Source organism: Gracilimonas mengyeensis (assembly GCF_900182705.1).
GTDB classification, from domain to species: domain Bacteria; phylum Bacteroidota; class Rhodothermia; order Balneolales; family Balneolaceae; genus Gracilimonas; species Gracilimonas mengyeensis.
In genome coordinates this window covers 51,720-77,525 of record NZ_FXTP01000012.1, presented here as the reverse complement: position 1 = coordinate 77,525, position 25,806 = coordinate 51,720, and the positions used below count along the sequence as shown (strand labels likewise).

Annotated in this window: 25 protein-coding genes; 11 read left to right on the top strand and 14 right to left on the bottom strand. The window is 42.6% G+C overall.

Annotated elements, in window-relative coordinates:
* Nucleotides 1–52: 52 nt before the first annotated feature.
* The 5 genes from FN815_RS13695 to FN815_RS13675 are packed head-to-tail and all read left to right on the top strand — an operon-like array spanning nt 53 to nt 2,988.
* Nucleotides 53–340: a helix-turn-helix domain-containing protein gene (locus tag FN815_RS13695; RefSeq protein ID WP_142455216.1), complete on the top strand. Its 288-nt coding sequence runs from the start codon at nt 53–55 to the stop codon at nt 338–340.
* Nucleotides 337–873, top strand: a complete 537-nt coding sequence (locus tag FN815_RS13690) for a hypothetical protein (RefSeq protein ID WP_142455215.1) — start codon at nt 337–339, stop codon at nt 871–873. The genes FN815_RS13695 and FN815_RS13690 overlap by 4 nt, the downstream gene beginning before the upstream one ends.
* Before the next feature lie 21 nt (nt 874–894).
* A complete protein-coding gene (locus FN815_RS13685; protein WP_142455214.1) occupies nt 895–1,824 on the top strand; it encodes a phage/plasmid replication domain-containing protein in 930 nt (309 codons plus the stop codon).
* Nucleotides 1,825–1,880: 56 nt separating this feature from the next.
* Entirely contained in the window at nt 1,881–2,474 is a 594-nt protein-coding gene (locus FN815_RS13680) for a hypothetical protein (RefSeq protein ID WP_142455213.1), read from the top strand.
* A gap of 58 nt (nt 2,475–2,532) precedes the next feature.
* Nucleotides 2,533–2,988, top strand: coding sequence for a hypothetical protein (locus tag FN815_RS13675; protein ID WP_142455212.1), 456 nt, complete (start codon nt 2,533–2,535; stop codon nt 2,986–2,988).
* Between the two features lie 205 nt (nt 2,989–3,193).
* On the opposite strand, the gene FN815_RS13670 is transcribed toward FN815_RS13675, so the two are convergent.
* The 4 genes from FN815_RS13670 to FN815_RS13655 all read right to left on the bottom strand — a co-directional run bounded on the left by FN815_RS13670 (nt 3,194) and on the right by FN815_RS13655 (nt 7,861).
* A complete protein-coding gene (locus FN815_RS13670; RefSeq protein ID WP_142455211.1) occupies nt 3,194–3,838 on the bottom strand; it encodes a nitroreductase family protein in 645 nt (214 codons plus the stop codon).
* A gap of 366 nt (nt 3,839–4,204) precedes the next feature.
* Entirely contained in the window at nt 4,205–5,449 is a 1,245-nt protein-coding gene (locus tag FN815_RS13665; RefSeq protein WP_142455210.1) for an ABC transporter permease, read from the bottom strand.
* Nucleotides 5,450–5,485: 36 nt separating this feature from the next.
* Nucleotides 5,486–6,715, bottom strand: a complete 1,230-nt coding sequence (locus FN815_RS13660; RefSeq protein WP_142455209.1) for an ABC transporter permease — start codon at nt 6,713–6,715, stop codon at nt 5,486–5,488.
* 27 nt (nt 6,716–6,742) lie between these two features.
* Entirely contained in the window at nt 6,743–7,861 is a 1,119-nt protein-coding gene (locus FN815_RS13655) for an efflux RND transporter periplasmic adaptor subunit (RefSeq protein WP_142455208.1), read from the bottom strand.
* Nucleotides 7,862–8,047: 186 nt separating this feature from the next.
* On the opposite strand from FN815_RS13655, the gene FN815_RS13650 reads away from it, so the two are divergent.
* The 3 genes from FN815_RS13650 (at nt 8,048) to cysM (ending at nt 10,692) form a co-directional block, all read left to right on the top strand.
* Complete coding sequence (locus FN815_RS13650; RefSeq protein ID WP_142455207.1) at nt 8,048–8,815, top strand: hypothetical protein; 768 nt, start codon at nt 8,048–8,050, stop codon at nt 8,813–8,815.
* An 82-nt stretch (nt 8,816–8,897) separates the two neighbouring features.
* Entirely contained in the window at nt 8,898–9,731 is an 834-nt protein-coding gene (locus FN815_RS13645) for a serine O-acetyltransferase (RefSeq protein ID WP_142455206.1), read from the top strand.
* A gap of 79 nt (nt 9,732–9,810) precedes the next feature.
* Nucleotides 9,811–10,692 (top strand): cysteine synthase CysM, encoded by an 882-nt coding sequence (gene cysM, locus FN815_RS13640; protein WP_142455205.1) that lies wholly within the window; start codon nt 9,811–9,813, stop codon nt 10,690–10,692.
* A gap of 321 nt (nt 10,693–11,013) precedes the next feature.
* On the opposite strand, the gene FN815_RS13635 is transcribed toward cysM, so the two are convergent.
* Nucleotides 11,014–12,480 carry a tetratricopeptide repeat protein gene (locus tag FN815_RS13635; protein ID WP_185957307.1) on the bottom strand — a complete coding sequence of 489 codons (1,467 nt, stop codon included), beginning with the start codon at nt 12,478–12,480 and terminating at the stop codon, nt 11,014–11,016.
* Nucleotides 12,481–12,820: 340 nt separating this feature from the next.
* Nucleotides 12,821–13,792 (bottom strand): Ig-like domain-containing protein, encoded by a 972-nt coding sequence (locus tag FN815_RS13630; RefSeq protein WP_142455203.1) that lies wholly within the window; start codon nt 13,790–13,792, stop codon nt 12,821–12,823.
* Between the two features lie 115 nt (nt 13,793–13,907).
* Between FN815_RS13630 and FN815_RS13625 the strand changes: the two genes are divergently transcribed.
* The 3 genes from FN815_RS13625 to FN815_RS13615 all read left to right on the top strand — a co-directional run bounded on the left by FN815_RS13625 (nt 13,908) and on the right by FN815_RS13615 (nt 16,405).
* Entirely contained in the window at nt 13,908–14,489 is a 582-nt protein-coding gene (locus tag FN815_RS13625) for a Crp/Fnr family transcriptional regulator (RefSeq protein ID WP_142455202.1), read from the top strand.
* Nucleotides 14,490–14,513: 24 nt separating this feature from the next.
* A complete protein-coding gene (locus FN815_RS13620; RefSeq protein ID WP_142455201.1) occupies nt 14,514–14,846 on the top strand; it encodes a TraR/DksA family transcriptional regulator in 333 nt (110 codons plus the stop codon).
* A gap of 212 nt (nt 14,847–15,058) precedes the next feature.
* A complete protein-coding gene (locus FN815_RS13615; RefSeq protein ID WP_142455200.1) occupies nt 15,059–16,405 on the top strand; it encodes a M24 family metallopeptidase in 1,347 nt (448 codons plus the stop codon).
* Between the two features lie 367 nt (nt 16,406–16,772).
* Here FN815_RS13615 and hisS read toward each other — a convergent pair whose 3' ends face one another.
* The 8 genes from hisS to FN815_RS13575 all read right to left on the bottom strand — a co-directional run bounded on the left by hisS (nt 16,773) and on the right by FN815_RS13575 (nt 25,806).
* Nucleotides 16,773–18,035, bottom strand: a complete 1,263-nt coding sequence (gene hisS / locus FN815_RS13610; protein WP_142455199.1) for a histidine--tRNA ligase — start codon at nt 18,033–18,035, stop codon at nt 16,773–16,775.
* 70 nt (nt 18,036–18,105) lie between these two features.
* Nucleotides 18,106–19,578, bottom strand: coding sequence for a lipopolysaccharide biosynthesis protein (locus FN815_RS13605; RefSeq protein WP_142455198.1), 1,473 nt, complete (start codon nt 19,576–19,578; stop codon nt 18,106–18,108).
* Between the two features lie 16 nt (nt 19,579–19,594).
* On the bottom strand, nt 19,595–20,602 hold the full coding sequence (locus tag FN815_RS13600; RefSeq protein WP_185957306.1) for a sulfotransferase family protein: 1,008 nt from the start codon (nt 20,600–20,602) through the stop codon (nt 19,595–19,597).
* 5 nt (nt 20,603–20,607) lie between these two features.
* Entirely contained in the window at nt 20,608–21,492 is an 885-nt protein-coding gene (locus FN815_RS13595; RefSeq protein ID WP_142455196.1) for an FkbM family methyltransferase, read from the bottom strand.
* A gap of 102 nt (nt 21,493–21,594) precedes the next feature.
* Nucleotides 21,595–22,539: a sulfotransferase gene (locus FN815_RS13590; RefSeq protein WP_142455195.1), complete on the bottom strand. Its 945-nt coding sequence runs from the start codon at nt 22,537–22,539 to the stop codon at nt 21,595–21,597.
* A gap of 12 nt (nt 22,540–22,551) precedes the next feature.
* The gene (locus FN815_RS13585; RefSeq protein WP_142455194.1) at nt 22,552–23,385 is read right to left on the bottom strand and encodes a sulfotransferase family protein; all 834 of its coding nucleotides are present in this window, start codon (nt 23,383–23,385) and stop codon (nt 22,552–22,554) included.
* The gene (locus tag FN815_RS13580) at nt 23,382–24,521 is read right to left on the bottom strand and encodes a glycosyltransferase family 4 protein (RefSeq protein WP_142455193.1); all 1,140 of its coding nucleotides are present in this window, start codon (nt 24,519–24,521) and stop codon (nt 23,382–23,384) included. Before FN815_RS13580 ends, FN815_RS13585 begins: the two co-directional genes overlap by 4 nt.
* Nucleotides 24,511–25,806, bottom strand: a complete 1,296-nt coding sequence (locus FN815_RS13575) for a DUF7033 domain-containing protein (protein ID WP_142455192.1) — start codon at nt 25,804–25,806, stop codon at nt 24,511–24,513. The genes FN815_RS13580 and FN815_RS13575 overlap by 11 nt, the downstream gene beginning before the upstream one ends.

Here is a 25,806-nt window from a genome sequence, read left to right as displayed (position 1 = left end):
TGATTAACAGTACCGGCGCGCTGGTTCAATATTAATTCAAATTAATTGAACCATGAAAACTACAGAACTGGATGAGAGACTCAGCAGGATTGAGGATCTACTCCTATCACAGAAAACAGTACTCAATTTTGATGAGACAGCAGTCTATACTGGACTGTCAAAATCTCATCTGTATAAACTCACTTCAACCGGTGGCATACCTTGCTACAAGCCAACTGGTAAAAAGCTCTATTTTGACAAAGAGGAGCTGGATGAGTGGATGCTGAGAAACAAAAAAGTCTCTCAGGATGAGATTGATGATAAGGCTGAAAACTTCTTATTGGAAAGAGGTCTATCATGAATCAGCCTATCCATTACTACAGATTTATAGCACTACCTCAGGAGATCAAAAAAGCTAATAATATCAGATCTAAAATGAGGCTGGACTGCATTCAATATGCAGGAGAATACTCAGGACTCTCTCCTCTTGTTAATCACAAAAAGCAGATGTTTGTTTACAAGACTCCAGCCAGAGATTTTGTATCAGCAGACTCTAAAAGAATAGCTGAGTGGAGCCTCACTAAATCCAGCCTCAATGTTACAAGCCTATACAATGAGGACTTAGACTATCCAGAGCTATTTTATGGCTATCCCAATAGCAGGAGAAAGCTAAATGATGGATCTGAAAATCCATTCTATCCATTCAGGAATGATGCTTACCTATTCCTATCAGATAAAGATCTGGATGATATTGAGATGCTCATTCTGCCTGAGCAAAGGAATATTATTTCAAGCTGGTATCAGATGCTTATTGATGGAGAGCTGGATGAGCAGATTAAACAACTAAGAGCAGATGCTAAACCATTTTATCAGTATGGCTATAGTAAGCTGTAAGTCTTGACAAATTCTGTCAATATGTTTGATACACTAAAACTCTATGTAAGACAGGACTCAGTCAGAGATACTGATCTATTGGCTGAGATACCTGTCTATTTAGAGGATATTACAGCACATGAAAAAGCAGATCAGATATACTTCTCAGGTACTAAAGAAAACCTAAGAATTTATGTAACTGATAGAGGAGTCTCTATACAAGGCAGTTTAGCCAAATACTACCTGTCTGATAATATGCAGACTCTCAGGAGAAAGGATACTGAGCAGGCTATACAGAAGCTCTCAGATGATTTACACTTGCCTATAGATGAGGCTCAAGTCTCAAGAATAGACTTTGCTCATAACTTTATAATGCAGTTTGAGCCTAAGGTATATTATCCATACTTAGGAGAGAGCCAGTACTATAAGCGATATATTCAACCTGAGAGCCTTTACTACAAAAATGGTAATCGGACTAAACTTTTTTATGATAAGCCGGCAGAGGCTAAAAATAAAGGTTATGAGATTCCTGAGGTATGGACTTCAAAGCATGTTCTGAGGTATGAGATCAGATATAAGCGCCGGTTACATAAACAATTTAAAGAGCCAGAGGTAAAGGCTTATAAATTGTATGAGGAGCAGTTTTATATTAAATTAATAGATAGATATGTAAGTGATTTTAAATCAATACATAAACTTGCAGAGATCAATTTAGATACAGACAATATGAGTACTCCAAAAGATTTTTGGGATCAGATGGCTCTCCTCTCCATTAAAAGAATTGGTCAGCATGGAGCAGTGGATCTGGTTGAGGAATTAAGAGCTAAAGATGCTCTTGATAGACCTGAATATTATAGCAGGCTCAAAAAAGAGATTAGAGACAAGAGTAAGAAGTTTTCAGCCTCAGACTCGTCTCCATTGATCGAGGAGCTGGAAAGTAAAGTTTCAGCGCTTAAAAGATATTACAGGTAAATATACTGCATGTTCTCTAAATATTTAGGTTTCAGAACCTTATAAAACCTAACATTATGCCAGCTTATAGCACATATCCAACATTACTGGATGAGGTTAAACAGATCTCCATAACCAAGCTCAAAGAGTTTGGATATTTTGAGCCAGACAGCTTTAAATCTGGTCAGCTAACATGGAGCAGAAGAGGTCAAGAGGTCGGCAGTATAAGTATCTCTGTGGATATGAGAGAGACTCCTCAGGCAACCTTTTTCTATACTTACAACAAAGAGGAGCAAGTCAATTATAATGTTAGTTTAACATCAAGTAACTCAAATTTGGGCATAGGTAAGATCTGGTATTTTGTTTGTCCTCATACCGGTAAGCGGTGCAGAAAACTGTATGGAGCCGGTAAATACTTTTTGCATCGAGATGCTTTTCCTAATGCCATGTATGAATGCCAGACTTACTCTAAAAAAGGCAGAATGATAGATAAGGTCTGTAAGATCATGAATGGCTCTGATAAACTGTATGAGGAGCTTTACAGTAAGCACTTTAAGACTCACTATGCAGGCAAACCTACAAAGAGATATAAGGAGATCCTCAGAGAGCTTGAGTATATCAGGCAAAATCAGGATCAGGCATTTAATGCATTTTTAAGTGAGATTGAATAATCTATAATTTTCTAATATGTTTTAAACATAATACTTTAATGAAATTATCGGGGAAACAATGAAAAAGCTCATACTTCTTGCACTATTAACTTTCTTTCTCATCTCATGTGCAACATCACTTCCATCAACTGAGCCATCCAAAGAGATGGTAAAAAATGCAGATACTATCATTTTAAAAGTTAATCAAACTGCAAATGAGGCTTATAGAGGTTTTGCACAACATTTAACAGATCAGGGAATTAGTATAGATAACTCAGATAGTGAATTACTACTTTTAAAAACATCAACTATAACAGATGCAATGATTGATTATAGAATCAATGCATCAATTAGAAGTAATAATGATTCTACAATGATATATGTAAGTGGTGTAATGGTATCTGATGGTGTTGTTGATGGATTAAAAGTAGATAATGCAGGTGGAGTAGCTATTGCAGGTAAAGATGTTTGGAACAACATGAATGAATTGGCTACCTCATATCCTAATGAATCTGTCTACTACAAAAGGAACTAAATCTGTCTTAATAAGAGTCTATATATGATAAGATTTATTGAATATTGTTGCTAATTTTGCATATCTGCAAAATAATACACCTTCTATTATTATGTAATTATAGTACTTATGGAAATTACCTCACTTTTTGTATTGGGAAATAAAAAAGCCCGCAGAACTGCTCAAAGCTGCGGGCTTCATGGGTCGTATATGGTATCAAAATTGATTAAGCCATTTCGGCTACTTTAGCCTCTTGGAAAAACTCGTCTTTCGGCCGGCGGACTTTTTTCATAGGGGCCAGCCAGTCATTTTCTTCATCGCGGTAACCAAGTGGAAGCATGAGTACACTTCGTAATCCTTTGGAAGGTAAATCAAGCAGCTCGTCTAATGCTTCAGGGTTGAAGCCTTCCATCGGCGTTGCATCCACTTCTTCCACAGCGGCAGCGGCCATTCCAAATCCAAAGGCGATGTACGCCTGTCGTGCCGACCATTCAAACATTTTTTCCGGTGATTGGGAGGCGGCCCCATTCAACATATTTCGTAAAGGCTGCAGCTCTTGTAGACTTAGTTTCCGTTCTTCAGCGGTGAGGTTCATGTAATCCTCAATACGTTCTTCGGTGATCTCAGTCCATGCCGCAAATATCAGCAGGTGCGAACCATCCCTGACTTGCGTTTGGCCATTGGCAATAGGCAGGATTTGTTCTTTAATCTCTGGATCTGTGATCGTAAATACCGTAAAGGGTTGGAAGCCCATTGACGTTGGAGCCATCCGAATGGCTTCAAGGATTCGATCCACTTTTTCCTGTGGAACCGTCTCTCCGGTCATTTTTTTGGTGGCATATCGCCATTTGAGAGCATCGTGAAAATTCATAAACGGTAAAAAATAAAATTGGTTGGAAATATTTTGTCTGTTTCGGTAGCCTAACAAAGGATAAAGAGATTTCCTTCCCGATCGCTATTTTCTTATTCATATAAAGCCAATAGCGGTTCTCTATGGAAAGACGTAGGTCGGGCAGATTTGCCCGACCAGTGGTTAACACCAGCCGGGGAATTGGGTTTGATGTGTTTGTGCGATGATAACCGTTATTAGGGCTAATTCGTGGGGTAAAAAAATGAAGCAGGAGCTTCATATTTGCGATCCCAACGGGCCGTAGGGAACTAGTCTTCACACGAAAGGCGGACAAATCTGTCCGCCTTACACTAATTTTCAATCAGTAATTTGTAATCTGCAATTTCATCACTCGTAGCGGAGCGATTCCACGGGATCAACGCGGGAGGCTTTGATAGCCGGGAAGATGCCGGAAATTAATCCTATCAACCCTAAAACGCCTACGGTGACCAGTACGGCTATGGAAGAAATCTCCGGATTACCAAGAAAATCGCCTGCTCCGCCCTGTATGTTCATAGATTGCACACCATATACGATGATGGCTGATATGGCAATGCCCAGTCCGCCGCCCAGGAATGATATAAAGAGGGATTCGAAAATAAACTGTACAATGATGTGGACTTTGCGAGCTCCTACGGCCATTTTTAAACCAATTTCACGGGTACGCTCTTTTACTACCACAAACATGATATTGGCTACGCCTACGCCGGCAATCATCAGGGTGAAAAAGCCAACCGTAAATAGAAATACTTCCAGCCCAAAAAAGATTTTGCCCTGCATCTCTTCCTGTTCAATAAAATCCCAGATGGGCATGGCTTGTTCATCGGCAGGATCGAAACCGTATTTTTTGGACATGATCGAGGTAATCCGAGCTTTAATATCTTCCTGTAGAGAAGGATCTTCCGGGCGAATCAACATCGAACCGACATTGCGGTATCCGTACATATTGCGGAAGGTGGTATAAGGAATGATGGCGCGGTTGGCATCGGGGCCGTTATTCATAGAAGTCTGCATCTTGGGTTTCATCACGCCAATAACTGTGAAAGGCGTATTATCCAGCAGTATTCTCTGACCGATAGGGTTTTGATCCCCAAAAATACGAACGGCAATTTCATCCCCTAAAAATAGTACGCGCCGAATTTCGTCTACATCCTTTTCATTGATGAAACGTCCGCCGGCAGCGGGATACATGGTGCGCATGATTTCAAAATCTGGATTGACGCCTTCCATATACGTATTAGTGGTGATGTCATCGGTGCGAAGTTGGGCGCCCCAACGGCCATATTGCGGGCTGGCGTGGGAAATACCAGGTACCGCTTTTTCAATTAAACGCACGTCTTCTTCTTTAAAACTGATACGCCGACCAATGCCTAAGCCCTCGTAATTCATACTGGTCTGGCCGCCGTAAATAACCATTACCTGGTTGCCGGCACCAAGCATACCTTCCATCATACTGGTTCCCAGTCCTCGCCCGAAAGCCAGCAGAAGTACTACTGAGAGTGTTCCCCAGGCAATGGCGGTAAGCGTTAAGAAGGAGCGAAGCTTTTGCTTGCGCAGATCAGAAAAGAATTCGGTAAATAAGGTTCGCCACATGATAATGGAGTTAAATAAGTGGTTCTTGTATAGGAGTTATTTTCTGAGGCATTCCACCACATCCAGCCGTGAAGCTCGCCAGGCGGGTAGCAGGCCTGCTGCAAAACCAACCAGGCTAAGCACCGCAAAAGCTATAATGCCGACTTGTGGTGAGAAGTAAGGGGTACCCACAAAATCTTTTATGGGCAGGTTTTGCGTGGCCTGAACCAATAGCCATCCAATAGCGTAACCGGCCGAAGCACCAATGGCAATGATTGCAAAGGTCTCAAGAAAAAACTGCGCCATGATGTGATGGCGACGAGCCCCGGCTGCACGACGGATGCCAATTTCTTTCATTCGCTCCTGTACTACTACAAACATGATATTAGCCACCCCGATACCACCAACGGCCAGGGTGAAAAATCCTATCAACCCTAAAAACCCGTTGATGCCTAAAAACATGATGTTAATGAATGACCAGAACTCGTTGGTGTCCCAAATGCCGATGGCATCGCGGTCGGCGGGATCAAAACGGTGTTTACGTCCCATCACTTCATAGACCTGATCTTGAATGCCATCAGCCAGGTTCGGGTCTTTGGGGGTGTACAAAATATTATTGACAATGTCGGTGCCAGTGATGGCTGAAAAAGTGGGAGCTGGTATAAAAGAACGATCCTGATCGCGTTGAGAATAGGAGGAGTTCTGGATTTTATCCTGCATCACTCCAATTACGGTAAATGGCATATTGTTCACCATTACTTGCTTGCCTACGGGATCTTCTTCCCCAAAAATATTTTGAGCCAGTCGGTTTCCTATAAAGATAACACGGCGGCGCTCATCCACATCTGTTTGATTGAGCCATCGTCCGCCGGGTTGCTCAAAGGTGTTTCTAAGCTCTTGGTATACCGGGTAAACCCCGCCTACGGATGAGTTGCGACGCTTTTCACCATACTCTATCACCATGCTGCTCATATACTCGGGGGTAGCCACGTCAATATCAGGGATATTGTTTTTCAACATCTGGGCATCTGATTCACGATAACGGATGGGACGGCCAATGCCATAGCCCTGAAAGGGTTTAGTGGTTTGCCCGGGAAACATGATGGCCAGCTGATCGCCCATGCCACGCATGTTCAGTACGGTTTGATCACGAAATCCCACTCCAAAAGCCAGCAGCAAGATTAGGGTAGCAGTACCCCACATGATCCCGAAGATGGTGAGGAAACTGCGTAACCGCTGCTGGTTCAGGTTTTGAAAAAGTTCTTTTAAGAGATTTGAAAATGACATGGCTTATGTGCCCTGTGGTGAAAATTATCAGCGTACCGTTAAAGTGCGTACCGGTCGTTCCAGTACTTTTTGTCCTTCTTCAAGTCCGCCGGTTACGGCAACTGTAATGGCATCGCTCAAGCCAATGGTGATTTCTTTTTCTTCACGACTGCCAGGCGTTTCACCGGGTACATCTACAAAAGCTTTGCCATCACGCATGTCAATCACCCGTTCGGGGATGGTGACCATGTTTTCCATTTTTTGGATGATGATATCGGCATTAGCTGAATAACCTGCACGCAGAACCGCTCCTTTGGTATCCGTGATGGTGATTTCGATAGGAAATACGGTGGCGTTGTCTTCTTCCTGAGCTTTCAGGGAGATGTGCGAAACTTCGCCAAGAATGGTATCGGCCGGTAAAGCACCGATTTTGATTTCAACCGGCATGCCCAACTGAACTTTGCCAATGTCAATTTCATCCACGGTGCCTTTAAATAACAGGTTTTCCATTTCGGCCATGGTCATAAGCGCGGTACCTGCCTGGTAGGAGGTAAGCGGAACCACGGGTTCGCCTTCGTCTACCAATTCTTCAAGAATGTATCCACTAATTGGAGCCCGAATTACCGATTCGATCATAGTGTCGCCAATTTTAATACGGCCGGATTCCAATAATTCCAGTCGCTCTTTGGCAATTTGTACGCGTACTTGTACGTCGTCAAATTGTTCAAGAGACTGATCGTATTGTTGCTGGGAGACAAGATTCTTCTCGAGCAGTGTTTCCATCCGGTCCAGTTCTTTCCTCAGGTTTTCTGCTTCAATCCGGGTACGTTCCAGGCTACGTTTTGCTTCGGCGAGTTCCAGGGGAGTGGGGTCGGGGCTGACTTCAATCAGCGGCTCGCCTTTCTCAACATAATCTCCGGCTTCGGCAAACATGCGGCTGACCACGCCGGATATCTTTGATTTAACTTCGATTTCATTTTCAGGTTCGATAGTACCAACGGCCAGTGCTTTTTCTACCACGGTGCCAACTTCAGCAGTTACAAAAGGTTCTTCTTGCGGGCCTTGTTCTTCATTGTTGCTGTAGAGGTAATAAAAGCCGCCGCCTCCAAAAATCACTACAATCAGAGTGATGGTCCAAATCAGTTTTTTACTTTTTTTCTTAGCCATGATGTTGAAATAAAATGTGTGTGAATTTGAATCGCTCTACGCATCGCACCGAATCAAAGTTTCTGATAATTCAGAATTATTTTAAATCAAGGGCGGATGAAAGCCATTTTTCTGAGATTTCAGATTTGTGTTTTAACTTGGATTTACAAACCTTAATACCTCTTAAGGTGAACAGATGAGAAAATTATGACTACCAGAAAATACTTCTGTATCGGACTATGGATGCTTCTTCCTTTGTTGGGTTGGGCACAACCAGATTTCGAAGACTTACAGCAGCAATGGCTTGACATCTTAAATAAAGGAGAAGATGTAAGTGAATTTTATTGGACTAACGAATACCAGGTTTTTGCTGAGTTAAAAGTGGGAGAAGCTCAAAGAATAATGGATGTTGTCAACTCGAATGAAAATAAATTGCCGGGCTCTTATCAACAGACTGATATCTTCCGGCATGATGAAGATCGGTATGTGACCGTGGGTGATTTGTACAATGAAGAGGATGAAATCTTGCTGGTTACGGGCTGGCGGAATACCGAAAATGGCTGGAAGAAGGAAGTGGATATGTATTTTTCACCAGAAGAAGAAACGGGTAATAGCTTCGAGATGGTAAAAGCGAAGCTGGATGAAAGAAGACAGGAATGGATAAAATTGGCGAATGCTCATAATCCTCAGAAACACGTTGATGAATTGTATACCCAAGAGACGGTATATCTTGCTAACGGATCTAAATCAGAAGGCCGGCAGGAAGTGGCGGATCGCTATTATTTTATGAAAAACCCCAATTATGAGATTGGGATCAGCAAAACAAAGCTATGGAATATAGCAGAAGGCCATGTGTTAGAAACCGGCCGCTATTATGTGGGGGGAGATTACGATGCAGATGGCGGTGTGTATGTGGTGTTATGGGAGCTTACAGGTGCCGGGAAATGGCAGGTTAAGCTCGATTTTAATTTTTAGTATAACAGCCTGTTTTTCCAACTTCTGAACTCATCTGTGTATATTACTTGTTGTGTCGATATACTCAAAAAAACTGCATTCTATGTTGGAAGATGAAAACAAATTTGTAACAGAGCTGGCTAAAGCCCACCGCGATGTATCAAAATGCCCGCCACCTGAAAAGGTGATTTCTTTTTTTGAACATATGCTGGGCATGCTGTTTCCCGAATTTGCATACGAACGTCATCCGGAAGAAGAAGGGATACGGAAGCGGATGAGGGCTTGCAAAGACGAGTTACGAACAGTGCTCAATCACAATGAAGAGTGTGTGCAAAGCAAAGCTGACGGATTGGAGAAGGATTTTTTTGAGAAACTTCCGTACATAAGAACACTTTTATTACAAGATATTGATGCCATTTTTGAGGGAGATCCTGCAGCAAAAAGCAAAGGAGAAGTGATTCGTACCTACCCCGGCTTTTACGCGATGGCGGCACATCGCATAGCGCACGAATTATTAAAACTCGGCATTAACCTGATTCCGCGGATTATCTCAGAGTATGCTCATCGTCAGACCGGGATTGATATACATCCCGGCGCCGTGATCGGGGATCATTTTTGTATTGATCACGGTACCGGAGTTGTAATAGGAGAGACCTCTAAGATCGGGGCTTACGTGAAAATTTACCAGGGCGTTACTTTAGGCGGATTGAGCGTCAGAAAAGAAGATGCCCGGATAAAGCGTCATCCTACCATAGAAGATAACGTAGTTATCTACTCCGGTGCGACTATTCTTGGCGGAGACACCGTGATAGGAGAAGGCAGCATCATTGGCGGGAATGTATGGCTGACGAAAAGCGTGCCGGCTCATTCCAAAATTTACTATCAAGCCAAAATGACTAATGCCGAGGGTGAGACAGATACGATCACCTATAAATAAATAGAAAATTAAACTCCATATTGAGTGATTTTATGAGAAGGCGGATAGGAATTATCACCGTAAATAGGACAATAAGATTATGAATATTGAAGAACTTATAGGCAATACGCCACTGATTGAATTGCAGAATATCCCAACAAATAAAAACGTAACGATTTATTGTAAGCTGGAGGGGCAAAACCCGGCAGGAAGTGTCAAAGATCGTCCGGCACTTGGAATGATTAATGGTGCCATTGAACGGGGTGATATCGAAGAAGGGGATACCTTAGTAGAGGCAACAAGCGGTAACACCGGCATAGCCTTAGCCATGATTGCGTCAATGAAAGGATTGAATATTAAACTGATTATGCCAGAGAGCGCTACAGAAGAACGCATCAAGTCGATGAAGGCATATGGGGCCGAAGTCATTTTGACGCCAGCCGATAAAACCATTGAGTATTCCCGTGAACTGGCGCAGGAGATGGCTGATGAGCATGGTTACTACCAGTTGAATCAGTTCTCCAATCCCGATAATTACAAAATGCATGAAAAGACCACCGGTCCGGAAATTTGGCGCGATACGGACGGTAAAGTCACACACTTCGTTTCTGCCATGGGGACAACCGGGACCATCATGGGCGTATCCCGTTATTTAAAAAGCCAAAACCCTGATATCCAAATTGTAGGAACGCAGCCTACTGAAGGTTCTTCTATACCAGGCATCCGGCGCTGGTCGCCAGAGTTTTTGCCTGAAATTTTTGAAGATGACCGAGTAGATCAAACTGTGGATGTGAGTGAAACCGAAGCTACGGAATTAGCCCGACGCATGGCTAAGGAAGAAGGAATTCTTGCAGGAATGAGCAGCGGTGGAGCTTTGGTTGCTGCATTAAAAGTAGCCGAAGATCTGGAGGAAGGTGTGATTGTTTGCATCACCTGCGACCGGGGCGATCGTTATCTCAGTTCCCCGCTTTTCGAAAGTTGATGTGCTTGTATAGCAGCTTAACGTTTAGTTATTGATGTTAAAACGTTGATTGTTTCTTATTGGCTACACTTATTTCAATACAATCCTGGTTCAAGCGTCCCGCTTGGACTTATCTATGTCAACCACATACTGAATTAGATGCCATAAGCGAGACGCTTGCGGCAGGTGCCCGTCATGTAATCAATATCAAATTTGTATTTCATCTAAGTCCAAGCATTGGATGTCCATGTGTGCTTCATTTTCTACGTTTAAACATCAATGTATAGACATTTATTAATGTAAAGGCATTAATAGTCGACCCGCTTTAGAAGAGAGTAAAGCTTACAGCATCTTTTCAGCTTCTTCTCTTCCGGCGATAGATAGCTTTCGCTTAGGTGTTCTTTCCAGTTGCTGTTCGTAGACATCCAAAGCTTGCTGATAGTTTTTCTGTTCGAGCAGAACATCTCCCAGTAATTCCAGGGAAGGTTTTACAATGACCGGTGGTCCGAAATCAATGGGCAGTGATAGTTCGGTGGCTACAGCTTCCTGTAATAGTTTCATTCCTTCTTGATGGTTGCCTTCTTCCAGTGCAATCAACCCTTGCAGTTGTTTTACCTGAATGTCTTTTTCAACTTCATCAGCCGTGTTATTCAATTCATCCAAATGTTCTTTAGCTTCGGAAAGGTTTCCATTTTGGACGGATGCATAACCGGAAGCAAAGAAAAAGTTGCGCGCTCCGGGGCTGTTCGCATCGTATTGATACTCGGTATCCATTTGCCAGCTTAGGTCCCAATCTTTGGTGTCAGTAATAAGATGGCCGCGCATTACCGCATAATGCCACTTTTCACCGTTGGATGCTGAAGGGGTGATACGTTCGGAGCAAGTATCGAGTACCTCCCGTGCTTCCCGGGTTTCTCCGGTTTGGAGATACCCGTATTCTAACCACCACGGGTAATGTCCGCAAACAGTAGGTTGCTCATCAAGCTCTTCTTGGCGGGATGTTTGCACGTCTCGCGCCACGATATTGGCTTCAATTACATCATCCCACATCCCCAGCGCCAGGAAAATGTGAGAAGTCATATGTTGTGCGTGAGCTGCTGCCGGGGCAATTTCAGCGTAGGCTTTAGCCATTGGTAGTCCCAATGGAGCGTGCACCGGATCATCAAAAGAATGAATAAGATAATGCGCGGCTCCGGGGTGTTGCTGATTCTCATTCCACACCTGAAAGAGCTCAGCGGCAGCTTTCATATAGATAGCATAATCGCGTCCCTCGTGTGCTGTACCTAAAATGGAGAGACCGTAATAAGTGGTTATCTCATGGTCTTCCGGGTATTTCTCATGTAGTTGCTTCATGGCGTCCCGGTACAATACATCTCGCTCTTCTTTACTTTTGCCCCGAGATTCTGCAGTGTTGCCATATAACACTTCCAGTGACATCAGGTAATCTTTCTCTCGTTGTGTGGGTGCTTTAGCCTGTCGACCAGCCACGGTTGGCGCCAGGCGTTTGAGGACTTCCATGGCTGCATCTTGGTCCTGCTGCATCCAAATGGGATGGTTGTGCGTTTTGGCTTCCCCGTAATAAGCCAGGGCAAAGTCCGGATCTTTTTGTTGAGCCCGGCGGAAAGCCCGTGCGGCATCTTCATACTCGAAATTGTGCAAAAACAGGACGCCTTCCATAAAATCATCTTGTGCAGCGGCCGAGCCTGAGTTCGGAAAATCCACTTTTCCCAGTAACTGATTTTGAGCGTGAAGAGGGGCGGTGCTGGTAAAAATACAAAGTATTATCAGAAGTAGGGGGAGAGGTTTCATAGGATTCATTTTTTTATAATTGATGTCCACATGATATATAAAAAATGGCTCTGAAGGTAATGCCTGTAATAGGCGGGTAATTGCAGCTAATAAATTATTCGGTGTCCATCACTATTTGGTGTGGTATGTGTTTATTGTTCATTGATTAGTGTTTAAACTTTGGTTTTTGTTCAATTCTTGAATGAATGAATATCAAGTGATTAAGTGCTATAAACCACAGTGAAAATCGAAATAAGCTAATTAGGAATATTTTAAGTTTAAACATTAGTGTTTAAACAATATAATTTTAAAAAAACCACAGGCTGATACCTGTGGTTTAAAAGCGAAGGTTGGGCTTTAATTAAAAGCTTTCAAGAAGACTTTCTGCATCGGTGCCATAATCCGTTAGTTCCATTGAGGCGATTTCCCCGTCTTCATCTCCTGAATACTCATACTTTACAATACCTCCGGGTACTTCATTACTATCAACCCGCCACATTTTCATGGACATGCCTGGCGCCATACCAAAGTCGAGAAGGTCGGCTGTGAAGGTATTGGCAGGCACTTTGACACTTATGCCTTCTTCAGCCAAGGCACCCTGGACGGATTCCTCCGTAAGTTGCCTGGGTTCGTTGTACCATCCCTCAGATACCGGCTTTTCCTGTGCTTCTCCATCACCAATTTTCTCACGCATCCGCACAATTTGCGAACGGTCTTCTGCAAAAAGAACCTCGGCCACATATCGATCTTCATCGTTTTTCTCATTTCCTTTCAGGATGATTTGCCACCATTGTTGACCGTTGTCTAATTCCTTTAAAAAAGCCTTTTTCATTATGGTGCCATCATCTCCACCGGTACGCCATTCAGTCCAGCCGCCTTCGGGATAGTCTTCTAGTTCCAGCTGATAGCCATACCCGTTAAACAGGTAAGTGAACATCATTGGATACATGTTCATGCTGCCAAAAGTGATAGTCCCTATTTCAACCTGATTGGCCAATTGAGCGGTTAGCGTTTTGCCACGGTCAGCGGGCATGGTTACAATCATATTATTGGGCATATGATTATCCGCCAGAACGGTGATATTATGAATGCCTATGGAGCCAAATCGAATAGAAGCCATTCCCTTTTCATCCGTAGAAGATTTTCTGCCGTTCGAGGCTTCAACTTGTGCGCCTTGAATGGGGTTGCCATTTGCATCCAGTACTTCCACATCCACAGAATTGATGGGGACCTTATTTAGTAACCGGGCAGTGGGATCGCCGCAGCTGCTAAGAAGAAGTGAAGATATTATCAAAGAAAATAAGAAGGCTTTAGAACGTTGATATGAGTGCATGATTATGAGCTTTTATGGAGTTGGGGATTGCTATAAAGTGTATGCGTATCCTTGAGCTAAAAAAGTTCACATCAAGTGCTGAAACACCTTTGATGGTTATTTCTTATCATTTGTTATGGAGAAACCTGAGATCATAGAAAACTTCAGAAAGTATGTTAAGCTATCCGATGAGCAAGCGGGGCGTTTTTTTGAGATTGCTGAAAAAAAGCATCTGTCCAAAAATGAATTATTGATCGATCAGGGGGAAGAAGAGTGTCCCTTATGTCTGATCGCATCTGGTTGCCTGATGACTTATCACACGTGCACTGATGAAACGCAGCATGTGATTCAATTTGGACGGGATATGTGGTGGACGACAGATCTTTTTGCTTTCCAGAATCATCAACCTTCAGGCTACAGCATCAAAGCAATGACAGAAACGGAGGTGTATGTGTTGAATGCGGAGGCTTTTGAAAAGCTTTTGGCTGAAGCCCCTTGTTATGAACGATATTTCCGAATCATTTTTCAGAATTCATTGATAAGTCATCAGCGTAGGATTATCAGCAATATTTCCTTTACCGCCGAGGAGAAATACACGGCTTTCCGACAAGCTTATCCTGATGTAGAACAATTGGTGCCCCAAAAATACATTGCCTCCTATTTAGGCATTACGCCAGAGTTTTTAAGCAAGATTCGCCGCAGAAGGGCAGGCAAATAAAATAGATTTATATCATTTCCTACCATGACCTCATCCGAAAAAGAAAAGCTGAAGAAAGTTATTGACGATCAGATAGTAGTCCTGAAAGAAGACATCAAGGAACTGCAGGAATTGACCAAGCCCATTCCGTTGGATGCTTCCATAGGGCGGATTTCAAGGATGGATGCTATCAACAACAAAACCATCAATGAGGCATCATTGCGGGAGAAAAAGAAGCTGTTGCAACGGCTGGAAAAAGCGAAGGAAAGAGCAGATACGAAAGATTTTGGCATCTGCACTAAATGCGGTAATGAGATTCCATACGGTCGACTTGAATACATGCCTCACACCACGCGATGTGTTCAATGCGTGGGATGAAAAGATAAACCGCAAAGACGCAAAGAACGCAAAGGTTTTTGAGGGTTACCTTTGTAAAACACATATTCTAAGCACAAAGCACAAAGCACAAAGCACAAAGCACAAAGTACCTTAACACTAACACACTTTAACACCGTAACACCTTAGCCCCCTTGCACCTCACAACAAAGCTCTCCATATTCACGGCGTTCTCAAATCACACAAACCTACCTATGAAAAAGATTCTGCTTTCCCTGGTTGTTCTGTTTCTCACTGTGTCTGCTCAGGCTCAAGATTATCCGCACATTCTGCCCATGAAAGAACGTGCGGCAGTCATTGATGAATTGTTGAAAGACAAAATTCAAACAGTTCTGCCCGATTTGATGCGTAAAACCGACATCGACTTGTGGATTGTGGTATCGCGTGAATACAACGAGGACCCGGTGATTGAAACGATGTTGCCGGCAACCTGGCTGGCTGCCCGAAGGCGTACCATTTTGGTGATGCACGACCTGGGCGAGGGCAAAGGCATAGAAACGCTGGCTGTAGCCCGCTATGATGTAGGAGAGATGTTCAAGAGGGCTTGGGATCCTGAAGAGCAGCCCGATCAGTGGGCAAGGCTTGCGCAGATTATTGAAGAGCGTGATCCGGAACGGATTGGTATCAACACCTCTGCCATATGGGGACATGCAGATGGCTTAGTGGTAACGGATTACGAAGAAATGAAAGAAGCCATTGGGGATGAATACAGTGAGCGGTTGGTATCAGCCGAGAAGCTGGCTGTGGGTTGGCTGGAAACCCGTACGCCCAAAGAGATGCAGATCTACCCACAGATTGTGCGTATTGCTCATGAAATTATAGCAGAGGGTTTTTCAGATCGTGTGATTCAGCCCGGGGTCACTACCACCGAAGATGTGGTTTGGTGGTATCGCGAGAAAATCCGTGAGCTCAAGCTGATTACCTGGTTCCATCCCAGTGTATCGATTCAGCGGGGTGATCCTGAATCCTTTGATCACCTGCGAACCTTTGACAGCCGGCCCGGTGAAAATGTGATTATGCCCGGCGATTTACTCCACGTGGATTTCGGAATCAAATACCTGCGCCTGAATACCGATACCCAGCAGCACGCCTATGTGCTACGTCCCGGCGAAACCGAAGTGCCGGATTACCTGGTGAACGCATTTGAAAACGGCAATCGGGTGCAGGATATCTTTACCAATAATTTTAAAGAAGGCCGAACCGGGAATGAAGTATTGGCGATGTCGCGTAAGCAAGCCATTGATGAGGGACTGAAGCCCAGCATCTATACTCACCCGATAGGATATCATGGCCATGCGGCAGGTACTACGCTGGGTATGTGGGATGCACAAGATGGCGTGCCCGGCGATGGCGATTATCCACTTCAGCTTAACACGGCGTACTCCATTGAATTAAACGCGGCTACTTACATTGAAGAATGGGGCAAAGAAATCCGCATTATGCTGGAAGAGGATGCCTTTTTTGACTCCAGCGGTGTGTGGTACATTGATGGACGTCAGCGAGAAATAATGACCATACCAAGGGTGCCTGCTAAGCAGTAATTTTTTTAACCGCCCCGAATTCTCGGGGCGAAGTGCGCAAAGGGAAGAAAAGTTCTTATAGAAGCCAGTAGTTCAATCGTCTGCTTGGTCCATTGCTTGGGAAGATATGATGCCGAAAACAACAATGCCACAAGCGGACGCTTGCGGCAGAGGATGTTAGCAAGTTATAAGCATTGCCAATTAGGAACTCGTTACGAAGTCCACCTTCGTAACGCAGGCAGGGAAGCTCCAGCTTCCTCTTCATAGCAACCCTTGATACAGAGAAAAGAGGGCGAACCAGGATTGTACAGGATTAATAGGATTACCATGATTTTACTAATCCTCTAACAACCTAAAAAAACTTTGCGCTCTTCGCGTCTTAGCGGTTTTAAACCCCCGCCAGCTTAGACAAAATCTTTTCAAAAGTCAGAGAATCCTCTTCGCTGGCTTTCATATTGCGGAGGCTGTATTTGCCCTCTGCCAACTCGTTATCACCGATAATGATGGCGTATCGGGCATTTTCCCGGTCAGCATCTTTCATTTGGGCTTTCATGGAGCGGCCTTTGTAATCCATGGTGGCGGAGAGCCCGGCCTCACGAACTTTTGGGAGATGGGTAAGGGCGAATTTGCGAGCAGCATCCCCTAAAGTCACAAAATAAACATCAACTGATTTTTCATCCGCCAAGCTGATATCCAGTTCTTCACAGGCAATCATCAGGCGTTCCATACCGGCAGCAAAACCTACGGCAGGGGTAGGTTGTCCGCCAATCTCTTCCACCAAAAGATCATAACGACCACCACCAGCGAGGGCATCTTGTGAGCCAAGGTCGGGGGAAGTCAATTCAAAAGCCGTTCGGGTATAATAGTCCATTCCCCGAACCAAGTGCGGATCTAAGGTGTAGTCAATACCCAAATCGTCTAAATACTCTTTAACCAGCGTAAAATGTTGTTGGGACTCTTCATTTAGATAATCACTAATAACAGGTGCATCTTCAATAAAGGCTTGATCCTGCTCTTCCTTGGAATCAAGGATACGCATTGGATTCTTCTCAAAGCGTTCCTGCGATACGTCACTCATTTTATCCAGATTAGGACGCAGGTAATCTCGCAGCGCTTCTTTATACGCTTCCCGGCTTTCAGGATCGCCCACAGAATTCAGTTTTAATTCAAAATTGGTGATACCAATCCGTTCGTACACACGCATCATCAGGGCAATGATTTCCACATCCGCCACGGGATCATCACTCCCAATAACCTCAGCGCCAAACTGGTGGAATTGTCGCTGCCGACCTTTCTGAGGCTTCTCGGCCCGAAACATGGGACCAATGTAATATAACTTTTGCGAGCCGCCGCGCTGGTCAAGGTGATGTTCTACATATGACCGAACAACGGGAGCCGTAAGTTCCGGGCGCAATACATAATGACTATCGCCTTTCTCAAAGGCAAAAATCTCTTTGGAAACGATATCTGTGAGCTGACCGATACCCCGCACAATCAGTTCCGTTTGCTCCATGATAGGCGTGCGGATTTCCTCAAAATTGAACTTGGCGGCTTCCTCGTGGATGATCTCCTCCAAAGCTCTCCATTTTGGAGATTCATCGGGCAGAATATCTACCATTCCAACGTGCGAAGTGTATTTGGGTTTAGCCATGTGTGTTTTTGGATTGATGTGAAATAAATTTTTGAGCGCTTCAAAGATAAGGGGTGCGGGGGAGAGTTTCTTAGTGGATTTTATTTCTGAAATCTGCCCACAGCTTGTTTACTTCGTCGGAGATGTTAAATGCTAAAATACCCGCGCTGTATACAACAGCTATCACCAAAGACCGCAAGGCAATATCAAAGTAGAGGTTACCAATACGATCTATTTGCAGGCTTCCCCATAGTATGGCGAGGCTTAACAAAATTACGATCAGCATTTTGGAACTTAGTGGTTGCATCCTGAATTTAATCCAGACATAAATACCTTTAATCAAATTGTACAGGAAGAGAGAGGCCGCTGTAGCAATTGCGGCCCCGGTAATACCAAGGAGTGGAATAAGCCAGTAATTCAACCCGACAGAAAATAAAATCAGGAATAGCATCGAAATCAAATCAAACCGGTAATACTTGGAGTTTAGAATGATTGAACCATTGATACCTGCCGACATATCAATGAGCTTAGAGATACCAATGACCACGATAACAGAAGAAGCAGATGCATACTCCGCTGGCAGTATATCGTTCAGGTTATGAATGTTGGCCACCACACCGACAAAGATTAAAAATCCGGGGATCATCTGGTTGATGGATGAGCTTTTGTAGATTTTTTCAACCTCACCCATTTTTTTTTCTTTGATGTATTTTGCTACCAAAGAGGGTGCAATTTTTCCAATAGATCGCTGTGGCACAATAATTACGCTGCCAATATAAAAAGCAATGGCATAAATACCGGTTTCTGTAAGTCCGGATAGCGATCCCAGCATGATGATATCGATATTATTTACGATCAGGGTAGTCATGCCCCCTAAAAGAGCAAATAGCCCATAATTAGCCATTCGTTTTACCAGGGATGTTTTGAGGTAAGCAAAGTTGGGTTTCAAGAATAACTCTCCCTTGAAAAACAAAAAGAGTAATAGCAAAACGGGTTGTATGATATAGGAAATCACAAAGCCAATCATGAATTCCCGGAAAGAAAGCCAATTAAACCAAAAAGCCAAGAGAAGAACAATTGCGAACAGACGTAATATAATTTCGCTAATCACCGAACCGGGAACAGAATGCAGCCGGGCACGTACGTAGCTGTTAAGCACCTCGAAGTAGAGTTGACCAAATACTATGGGAATCAGAAACCAGTAGTAAGATTCAAAAAGTGAAGATCTATCATAATAGGAGAGCAGAAGGTCATCAAATAAAAAGAGCACGCCCAGGAAAAACAAAAAGCCAGCTAAGGGTATAGTGAGGGTCAGGAACAGAAATCCGTTATGCTGCTTCTCATCATTTTCAAAATAGGGGAAAAAGCGGATAGCGGTATTCTTCATGCCCAAGTGGGCAAACTGGGTAAAAATAAAGGAAACAGAAAGCAATAGCCGTGTAAGACCGTATTCATTAGCTTCAAGGAAGTTGGGATAGAGATAGATAGTAGTAATAAATCCCAAACCAATACCTATATAGGTGATGATAGAATTGGTAATGCTTTGTTTTTTAATGATTCCCATGGGATGGGTTGGTGAGTTAAATATGGCGAAGGTATATTCTATACAACCTGTTTACAACATAGCGGGCCGGGTTTTCTTTTGGGGCAGGTTTTAAAAAAGCTCCCTTTTTATAAGCTTTTATATATTTGTAGCCAAAATCTTTGATCATAAAAGGAAATAATTTATTGATATAATAGACCTCCATGGGCAAAATTTCTTTTTTCCACTGATGTAAACGGGAAGAACTTATGCCTTCAAATTTTCTATTACTCATGCTGTTTCCTTTCCAGGGTTTGCCCAAAACCGTTGGTTCTAAAAGACTGGGTTCAAATGATATTCCCAGGAATTGAGCTATTTGTTCCATGGTTTCTTTTGGTTTTGAAACCAGGTCTTCGTAGCGAATGATTTTATAAGTATCAGGCGTGAATAAAAGTTTATTCTTATACAACTGATGATAACTCTTTTCCATCGTTGCAAGGAGCCGGTGCATAAGTGGAAAGGCGTGATTATTTATCTGAAATTTTCTAAAAGAAACAATATTGGAGTAAGGGTTTCTAACTATTCTAATAAATTTTACTTCCGGAAATAGCTTATGTATAAAAGCAGCAAATTCTGCGTTTTCAACAGATTTTTCTACAAATCGTATGCTTTCACCCGGAGCCGAACTGTAAAGCGACTTATAAATTGCATTGAAGTAATTCACGATTAATTTTTTTGGCTCTTTAGCACCTTCTCTTGGTACAGAAAAACTATCCTCAAATCTTTTTTCATCAATTTTGCCCTCAATATGGGCATCAGCATAGGTGTTATTATTTGAGTTAATAGATGCTATAAAATCATTGATATCACTTTCCAGGTCTGAGGGCGTAATGGTTTGATTGGGTCGTTGTCTGCGATATTCAAGATCTACCCAATAATTGAGCAATTGAAAGGTGTGAGACTCAAAGGGTATCACTCCGAGATCGGGATGCCCGTCTAATAAATTTCTTAGTAAGGTTGTCCCTGATTTATGGAGTCCTAATATGAAAATTGGTTGCTGAATCAAACCGATTATACTTTAATCAATGGAAGGTGCTTAATTAAATCAAATTGTTCAGAAGGTGTATGAGTTTTTGATCTCTTCTTTTCTTTATAGTAGGCTTCCTCAGGGCTGATTTTTTCCAATTTATCGTTCAGGAGCTCTCTTTTCACAAAAAAAGCATTAACACCACAAGAATCACAGCCAATCAATTCATAGCCTTTATCATTAGCAAGCTTGGTTAGAGCTTTAAGTGATGCCCCATGATACCAGCCGGAAGGATGTTTTTTGAATCTTGAAAAGGATGGATCATACTCTACAGTTACAGATTTATCAGGTCCAAAGGAGGCATTATACTCAATTACAATAACGCGTGGATCCACATTCTTTATGGCCTCAAAAACCCAGTAATCATTACCATCAATATCAATTGAAAGGAGATCTATCTCTCCAGTGCTGTTAGCTGATTCAAATAATTCATTAATGTTCTCCTTTGTAATGAATTCATTTAAAATGATAACTTCATTCTGTTTTGTTTTGCTAGTATTTGAATAGAAGAGCTCAGCCATTTCGGCTTTTGTTTGGTTGCCTTCAATCATCAACCCTTTCCATCCAAAATTTAGAATCAGGTTTGCACTGTTGCATTGTTGGCCATCTCCAATGCCAAACTCTATAAATCGTCGATTCTCTACTCCAATTACACTGAAAATGTAAAGTAAAATACCATCCTCTCCATTTTGAGAATAGATGGAATATTCTTTTGAAGCCAGGTTATGATCAACGTTCTTCTTTAGTGCTTTGTATTTAGCATTAACTAAATTTTCAATATTATTTTCAATGAGCTCAAACCTTCTCTCATGAGTCTTTAAACTCCATAAAATTTTTTCCCATCTGTTAAATGATTCAAGTAGACCCATATATAAAAGGATTAAAATAGTTGAGGTTACTACTTGTAAGTTATTTACGAGTAGACAAAAGTATCAACGCTTTGTTTTTTTAATTTCTAAAAATGTATGCTCCTATTTTTCTAAATATCTAAGGTCCATGTCCAGCTCTTTTAGGGCCTGTTCCCATCTGGGATCGTTTTGAGCGTAAATGGGGCGTGGTCTCCGGAGGTTGGTTAGGGCCCAATCCATGAGTTTGTCATCAAATTCAATATCTAAAAAGTCAGAAAGCTCAGCTAATTTTGCCTTTGTATTTCGGCAGAGCTGTTCATGCTCAATTGAAATGAATCGGTCACCAAATAGCTTTCTCCCGTCAGTAACCATCTTCTCGTTCCACTCTTTCCATAGCAAGAGTAGTTTGTAGTAAGCCGGTTTTTGTTTTAAATGCGAGCGTCCTGTTTCATCCAAATAAGAATGAACCAGGTTTTCTTGGCTCCAGGAGTTGAAGCCATCTATTAGACTAAAGAAATAATCGGGATCAGTGTTTTCAAATTGTAGCCCTTTTCCGGGTTTCAGGTAATCCAATATCATCGCAACCTTACCCCGAAAGCTCTGCCTTTTAAACCGGATTCCAAAAATATGGGAAGTAGCAAAACGCAGTGGATTTTTTTGGATGTGGATCAGATAAGAGTCCGGTGCAATGTCGTTCAGGTAGGGCATTAAAAAAGTAGCGCGTACAAACTTGAGCAGCGTTTGATCGGTTGATTCGATCAGGTACTCCAGGTACTCTTTATGGTGATCGTCAAACTTTTTGGAGGACAGCTCAAGGTGATAATTTTTTGGAGCACCATAATTAAAATGGTCGGGTTCAACCGAAAGGTCCTTTTTCTCAATGACTTCTTCGCGATACACACGGATTCGTTCATTTAAATCAAAATCCTTCTCCCCACTACCACCCCCAATAGTTTCATAGGCAGCGCTCAGTGGCTCATAAAAAGCTTTGATTTTGGCCTGCTCTGAAAGTATATCAAATAAAATAGTAGTACCAGAACGTCGTAATCCGGTTACAAATATATTCATGGTAATGGAGTGCTATGTTTCTGTAATATCTTTGATGGATTGAATTTGAGGGTCGCTTAAGGTCAGGTCTTTTTTATTCTTATTAACGGGTGTGGCCTGATGTTTTTGTAGCGTGGTGGAAGTAAGATGTGGGAGCTCCAGAAACTCCAAAAGCTCATTTACTGCTGTCGGATCAGAAAATAGTTGCCTGGAATAGAGGGTAAATACTTCCTGTTCTTTTTTGAAATCTTCGATAAAGGAATTGGTGGCTTTCCAGAGCCAGGCAATTTTTTCGGCCTGACTGTAACTGCCCCAGGTATCCGGGTTCTCTGTGTCAGTGATGCGTCCTTCATCGTATATTTCTTTGCCGGAGTACCAGTTGCGTGACAATCCGCTTTTTACAAAAGACACCGGCTCACGGATCAAATGTACAAACCGCGCATGTGGATATAATTCGGCCAGCTGATGTGCAAAAAAGGTAATGCGGTTGTTGGTTTCAACATAGGTTTTCTTATTCAAATACGCATCCCGAATCAATTCATATCGAGCCACATCAAACATCATACGGACTGTTTCCGGCTTGTTGGCATGGTTCTCAAAAGCATACTTGCAATGCCAGGTAAAAGTTGGATAAGGTTCGTGATGAACTTCCAGTTGCTTATTCTCTGTCAGTATTTGTGTAAGTAATTTTGTACCGCATCTGCCAGTAGAAAGCACAAAAACAGGTCCTGCCTTGCTATGCACCTTGCTGTAAATTTCAGAAGCTTCAAGGTGTTCCAAATGCGCTACATTACTTTGCTTCTTAAGCAACTCATAATGTTCTTTGTTAGCTTCATAAAAACTTTTAAGGATCTCGAGCAGGGTCATAGTTTAGCCTCCAGCAAGGTCTCAAACTGCCGGTCAAAAGCTTCGGCTGAATAAGCCTGAAGTCCACTTTTCAATATATCACGTAATCGCTGCAATTCGACGGTTTGTTCAGTAGTTAATTTTCTAAGAATCTCTATGGCCTCTTTAGCATTATTATATCGCAATTTGGGCTCGGAGACAATCTCCATCTGTCCGCCCGAATTATGTACTACCGGAACACAACCATGCTGTATAGCCTGCACGCTGGTGATGCCAAAAGGCTCGTTACGAAGGCTGTGAATAAAAAAGGCAGACTCAGACAAAGCCTTTTCGATTTCAGAAAAAGGGGCATCCGGATGCAGATAAACATTTTGAATTTGGTGCTCGTGAATATAGTGCTCTAAGGTTTGATAGTAATCCCGTGCATTCACAAAACCATAAAGATGGAAGTCCAGCTCCGGGAGCTTTCGGGCAATTTTTATCTGTTCCAGTTGGCGTTTATCTCTCGAAAAGCGTCCAAGGCTTACAACTTGTTTTTTCTTATTCGCCTGATTTATTGCTGACGAGATATTTACCGGTGGGTAAATGACCTCGATCTTTTCGGGCGGCAAATTATAGATTTCAGTCAATGTTTTTTTTGTGAAATCCGAATTGGCAACCTGTAAATCATTTTTGGGAATAGAGTTATCAAAACGGTATAGAAAATGAGCCGCTTTCAGGAAGTCACTTTTGAAATCCCATACACTTTTTTTTGCTCCTTCCGGGAAATGGATGTCTTTATGTGGAATGATATTTCTCTTTTTCCGGGGAAAATGCACATAACTAAGGACGTTCAAGGTGTCAGAAAGCAAAAAACTGGTGTTATTGCTATTGATCACCAGATCGTATGACTTTAGATAAAAAGATGCTATCAGGTTGAATAGCAAAATATTCCATTCAAATGGGATTTTAGGATCCACAAAAATTTCCCGGAAGTTGAATGAGATGTCTGCTCCGTATGCTTCGTTTATATCCTTTTTTGAGATGTTACTTTTGAAACAAACCAGATCAGGGGTGATGCCTCTTTTATTGAGTACCTTAACCATTTGAATTGTTACTTGCATGCGACCGCCACGTTGAAAACGGTTTTGCGTAATAGCCACTTTTTTAGGACTCATTAAGTAACTCCATCATTTGTTGTCCCGTGAAAAACTGAACACCTTCTTTTTGAAGGCTTTTAACCAGGTTAATATACATTTCTCCCCAGCCGGCATATTTACACTCAGAGAAATAGTTATTATGCCAGAGAATACTCAGCATACCGCTAAACTTTTTCACCTCCTTAATAACTTTGTTCACTTCCTTCATCCTTTCGGGATGATCTCCCATGTAATTTTTTTGGCGCAGCGTAGCATCCATGACCATAAGTGGAAATTCAAAAAAGTCTGCCGGTTTTTTTTGAGAAATATGATAGGGCTGAAAGGGAAAACAAAATCCATTACGAAATCCAACGTGTTCGGCGAATCCCAGGGAGGAGTCATAATCAAGCTTAGATTTTTCCAGGACTTCCGTAAATTTCTTTGGCTCAAACTTAAGATAATGAAACCGGTTGCCGGTAATGCTTCGTGGAAACATCTCCTTTTCCTGCAGGAGTTTTTTACCACTTGCAGCACTATATAAACTTCCATGCAGGGCAAGTTCTCCTTTTTGATTAAGAATGGGTTCTGCAAAAGGTTCAATTTGGCGTAAAGGATAATCGGCATTACCATTACCTTGCTCGGGGATGAAAAACCAGGTACTGGAAACACCAAGCTCTTTCTCCAATTGCAATATCTCAAGCACATTATCCCATGGGTCTTTCCCGGATACTTTGGTTGCCGCATACTTCAGCCCTGGCAGTATTCTTCCTTGTTTCAGGGCGGTAAAAGCCTCTTCCAACCAGCCACTTTTAATTTTGTCGATATCATGCGAAAGAAAAACAGCCAAGGGACTATTAGGCCAAAGCTTGCGAGGAAGCTCAGCTCCATGCAGCTCTTCAAGGGCTGTTTTCAAGATGTCAAAATAGTAATTAACAACGGGCAGGGAAGTAAAATTATGGTGATGTTGCAGGCTTTCAGAATAAGGATATCGACCGTGTGAGTCGCGCTCATCCGAGTAAAATTCTTGCCACCCGCTCAGAAAAAAGAAGGCGTTGCCAATAAGGTCGTAATTTATACGAAGGCCTCCCTCTGTTGAAGAAATAATGGGTTCGGAGTCATCGTCAGCAAATAGAAAAGGAATCCTAGTGCCTTCCCATACTTTCCAAATGAGTGTTTCGGGTTGAGCTTTTTTAGATTGGAAAAAAGCTTCAGAATGCTGTACCAGTTGAATATCAGCCTGTTTTGAGTAGCCAATACGTATGCCTTCCGGCCTTTCATAAAGGCGGTCAAAAGTTTCCAATATGTATTCAAAATAGTAACTCAC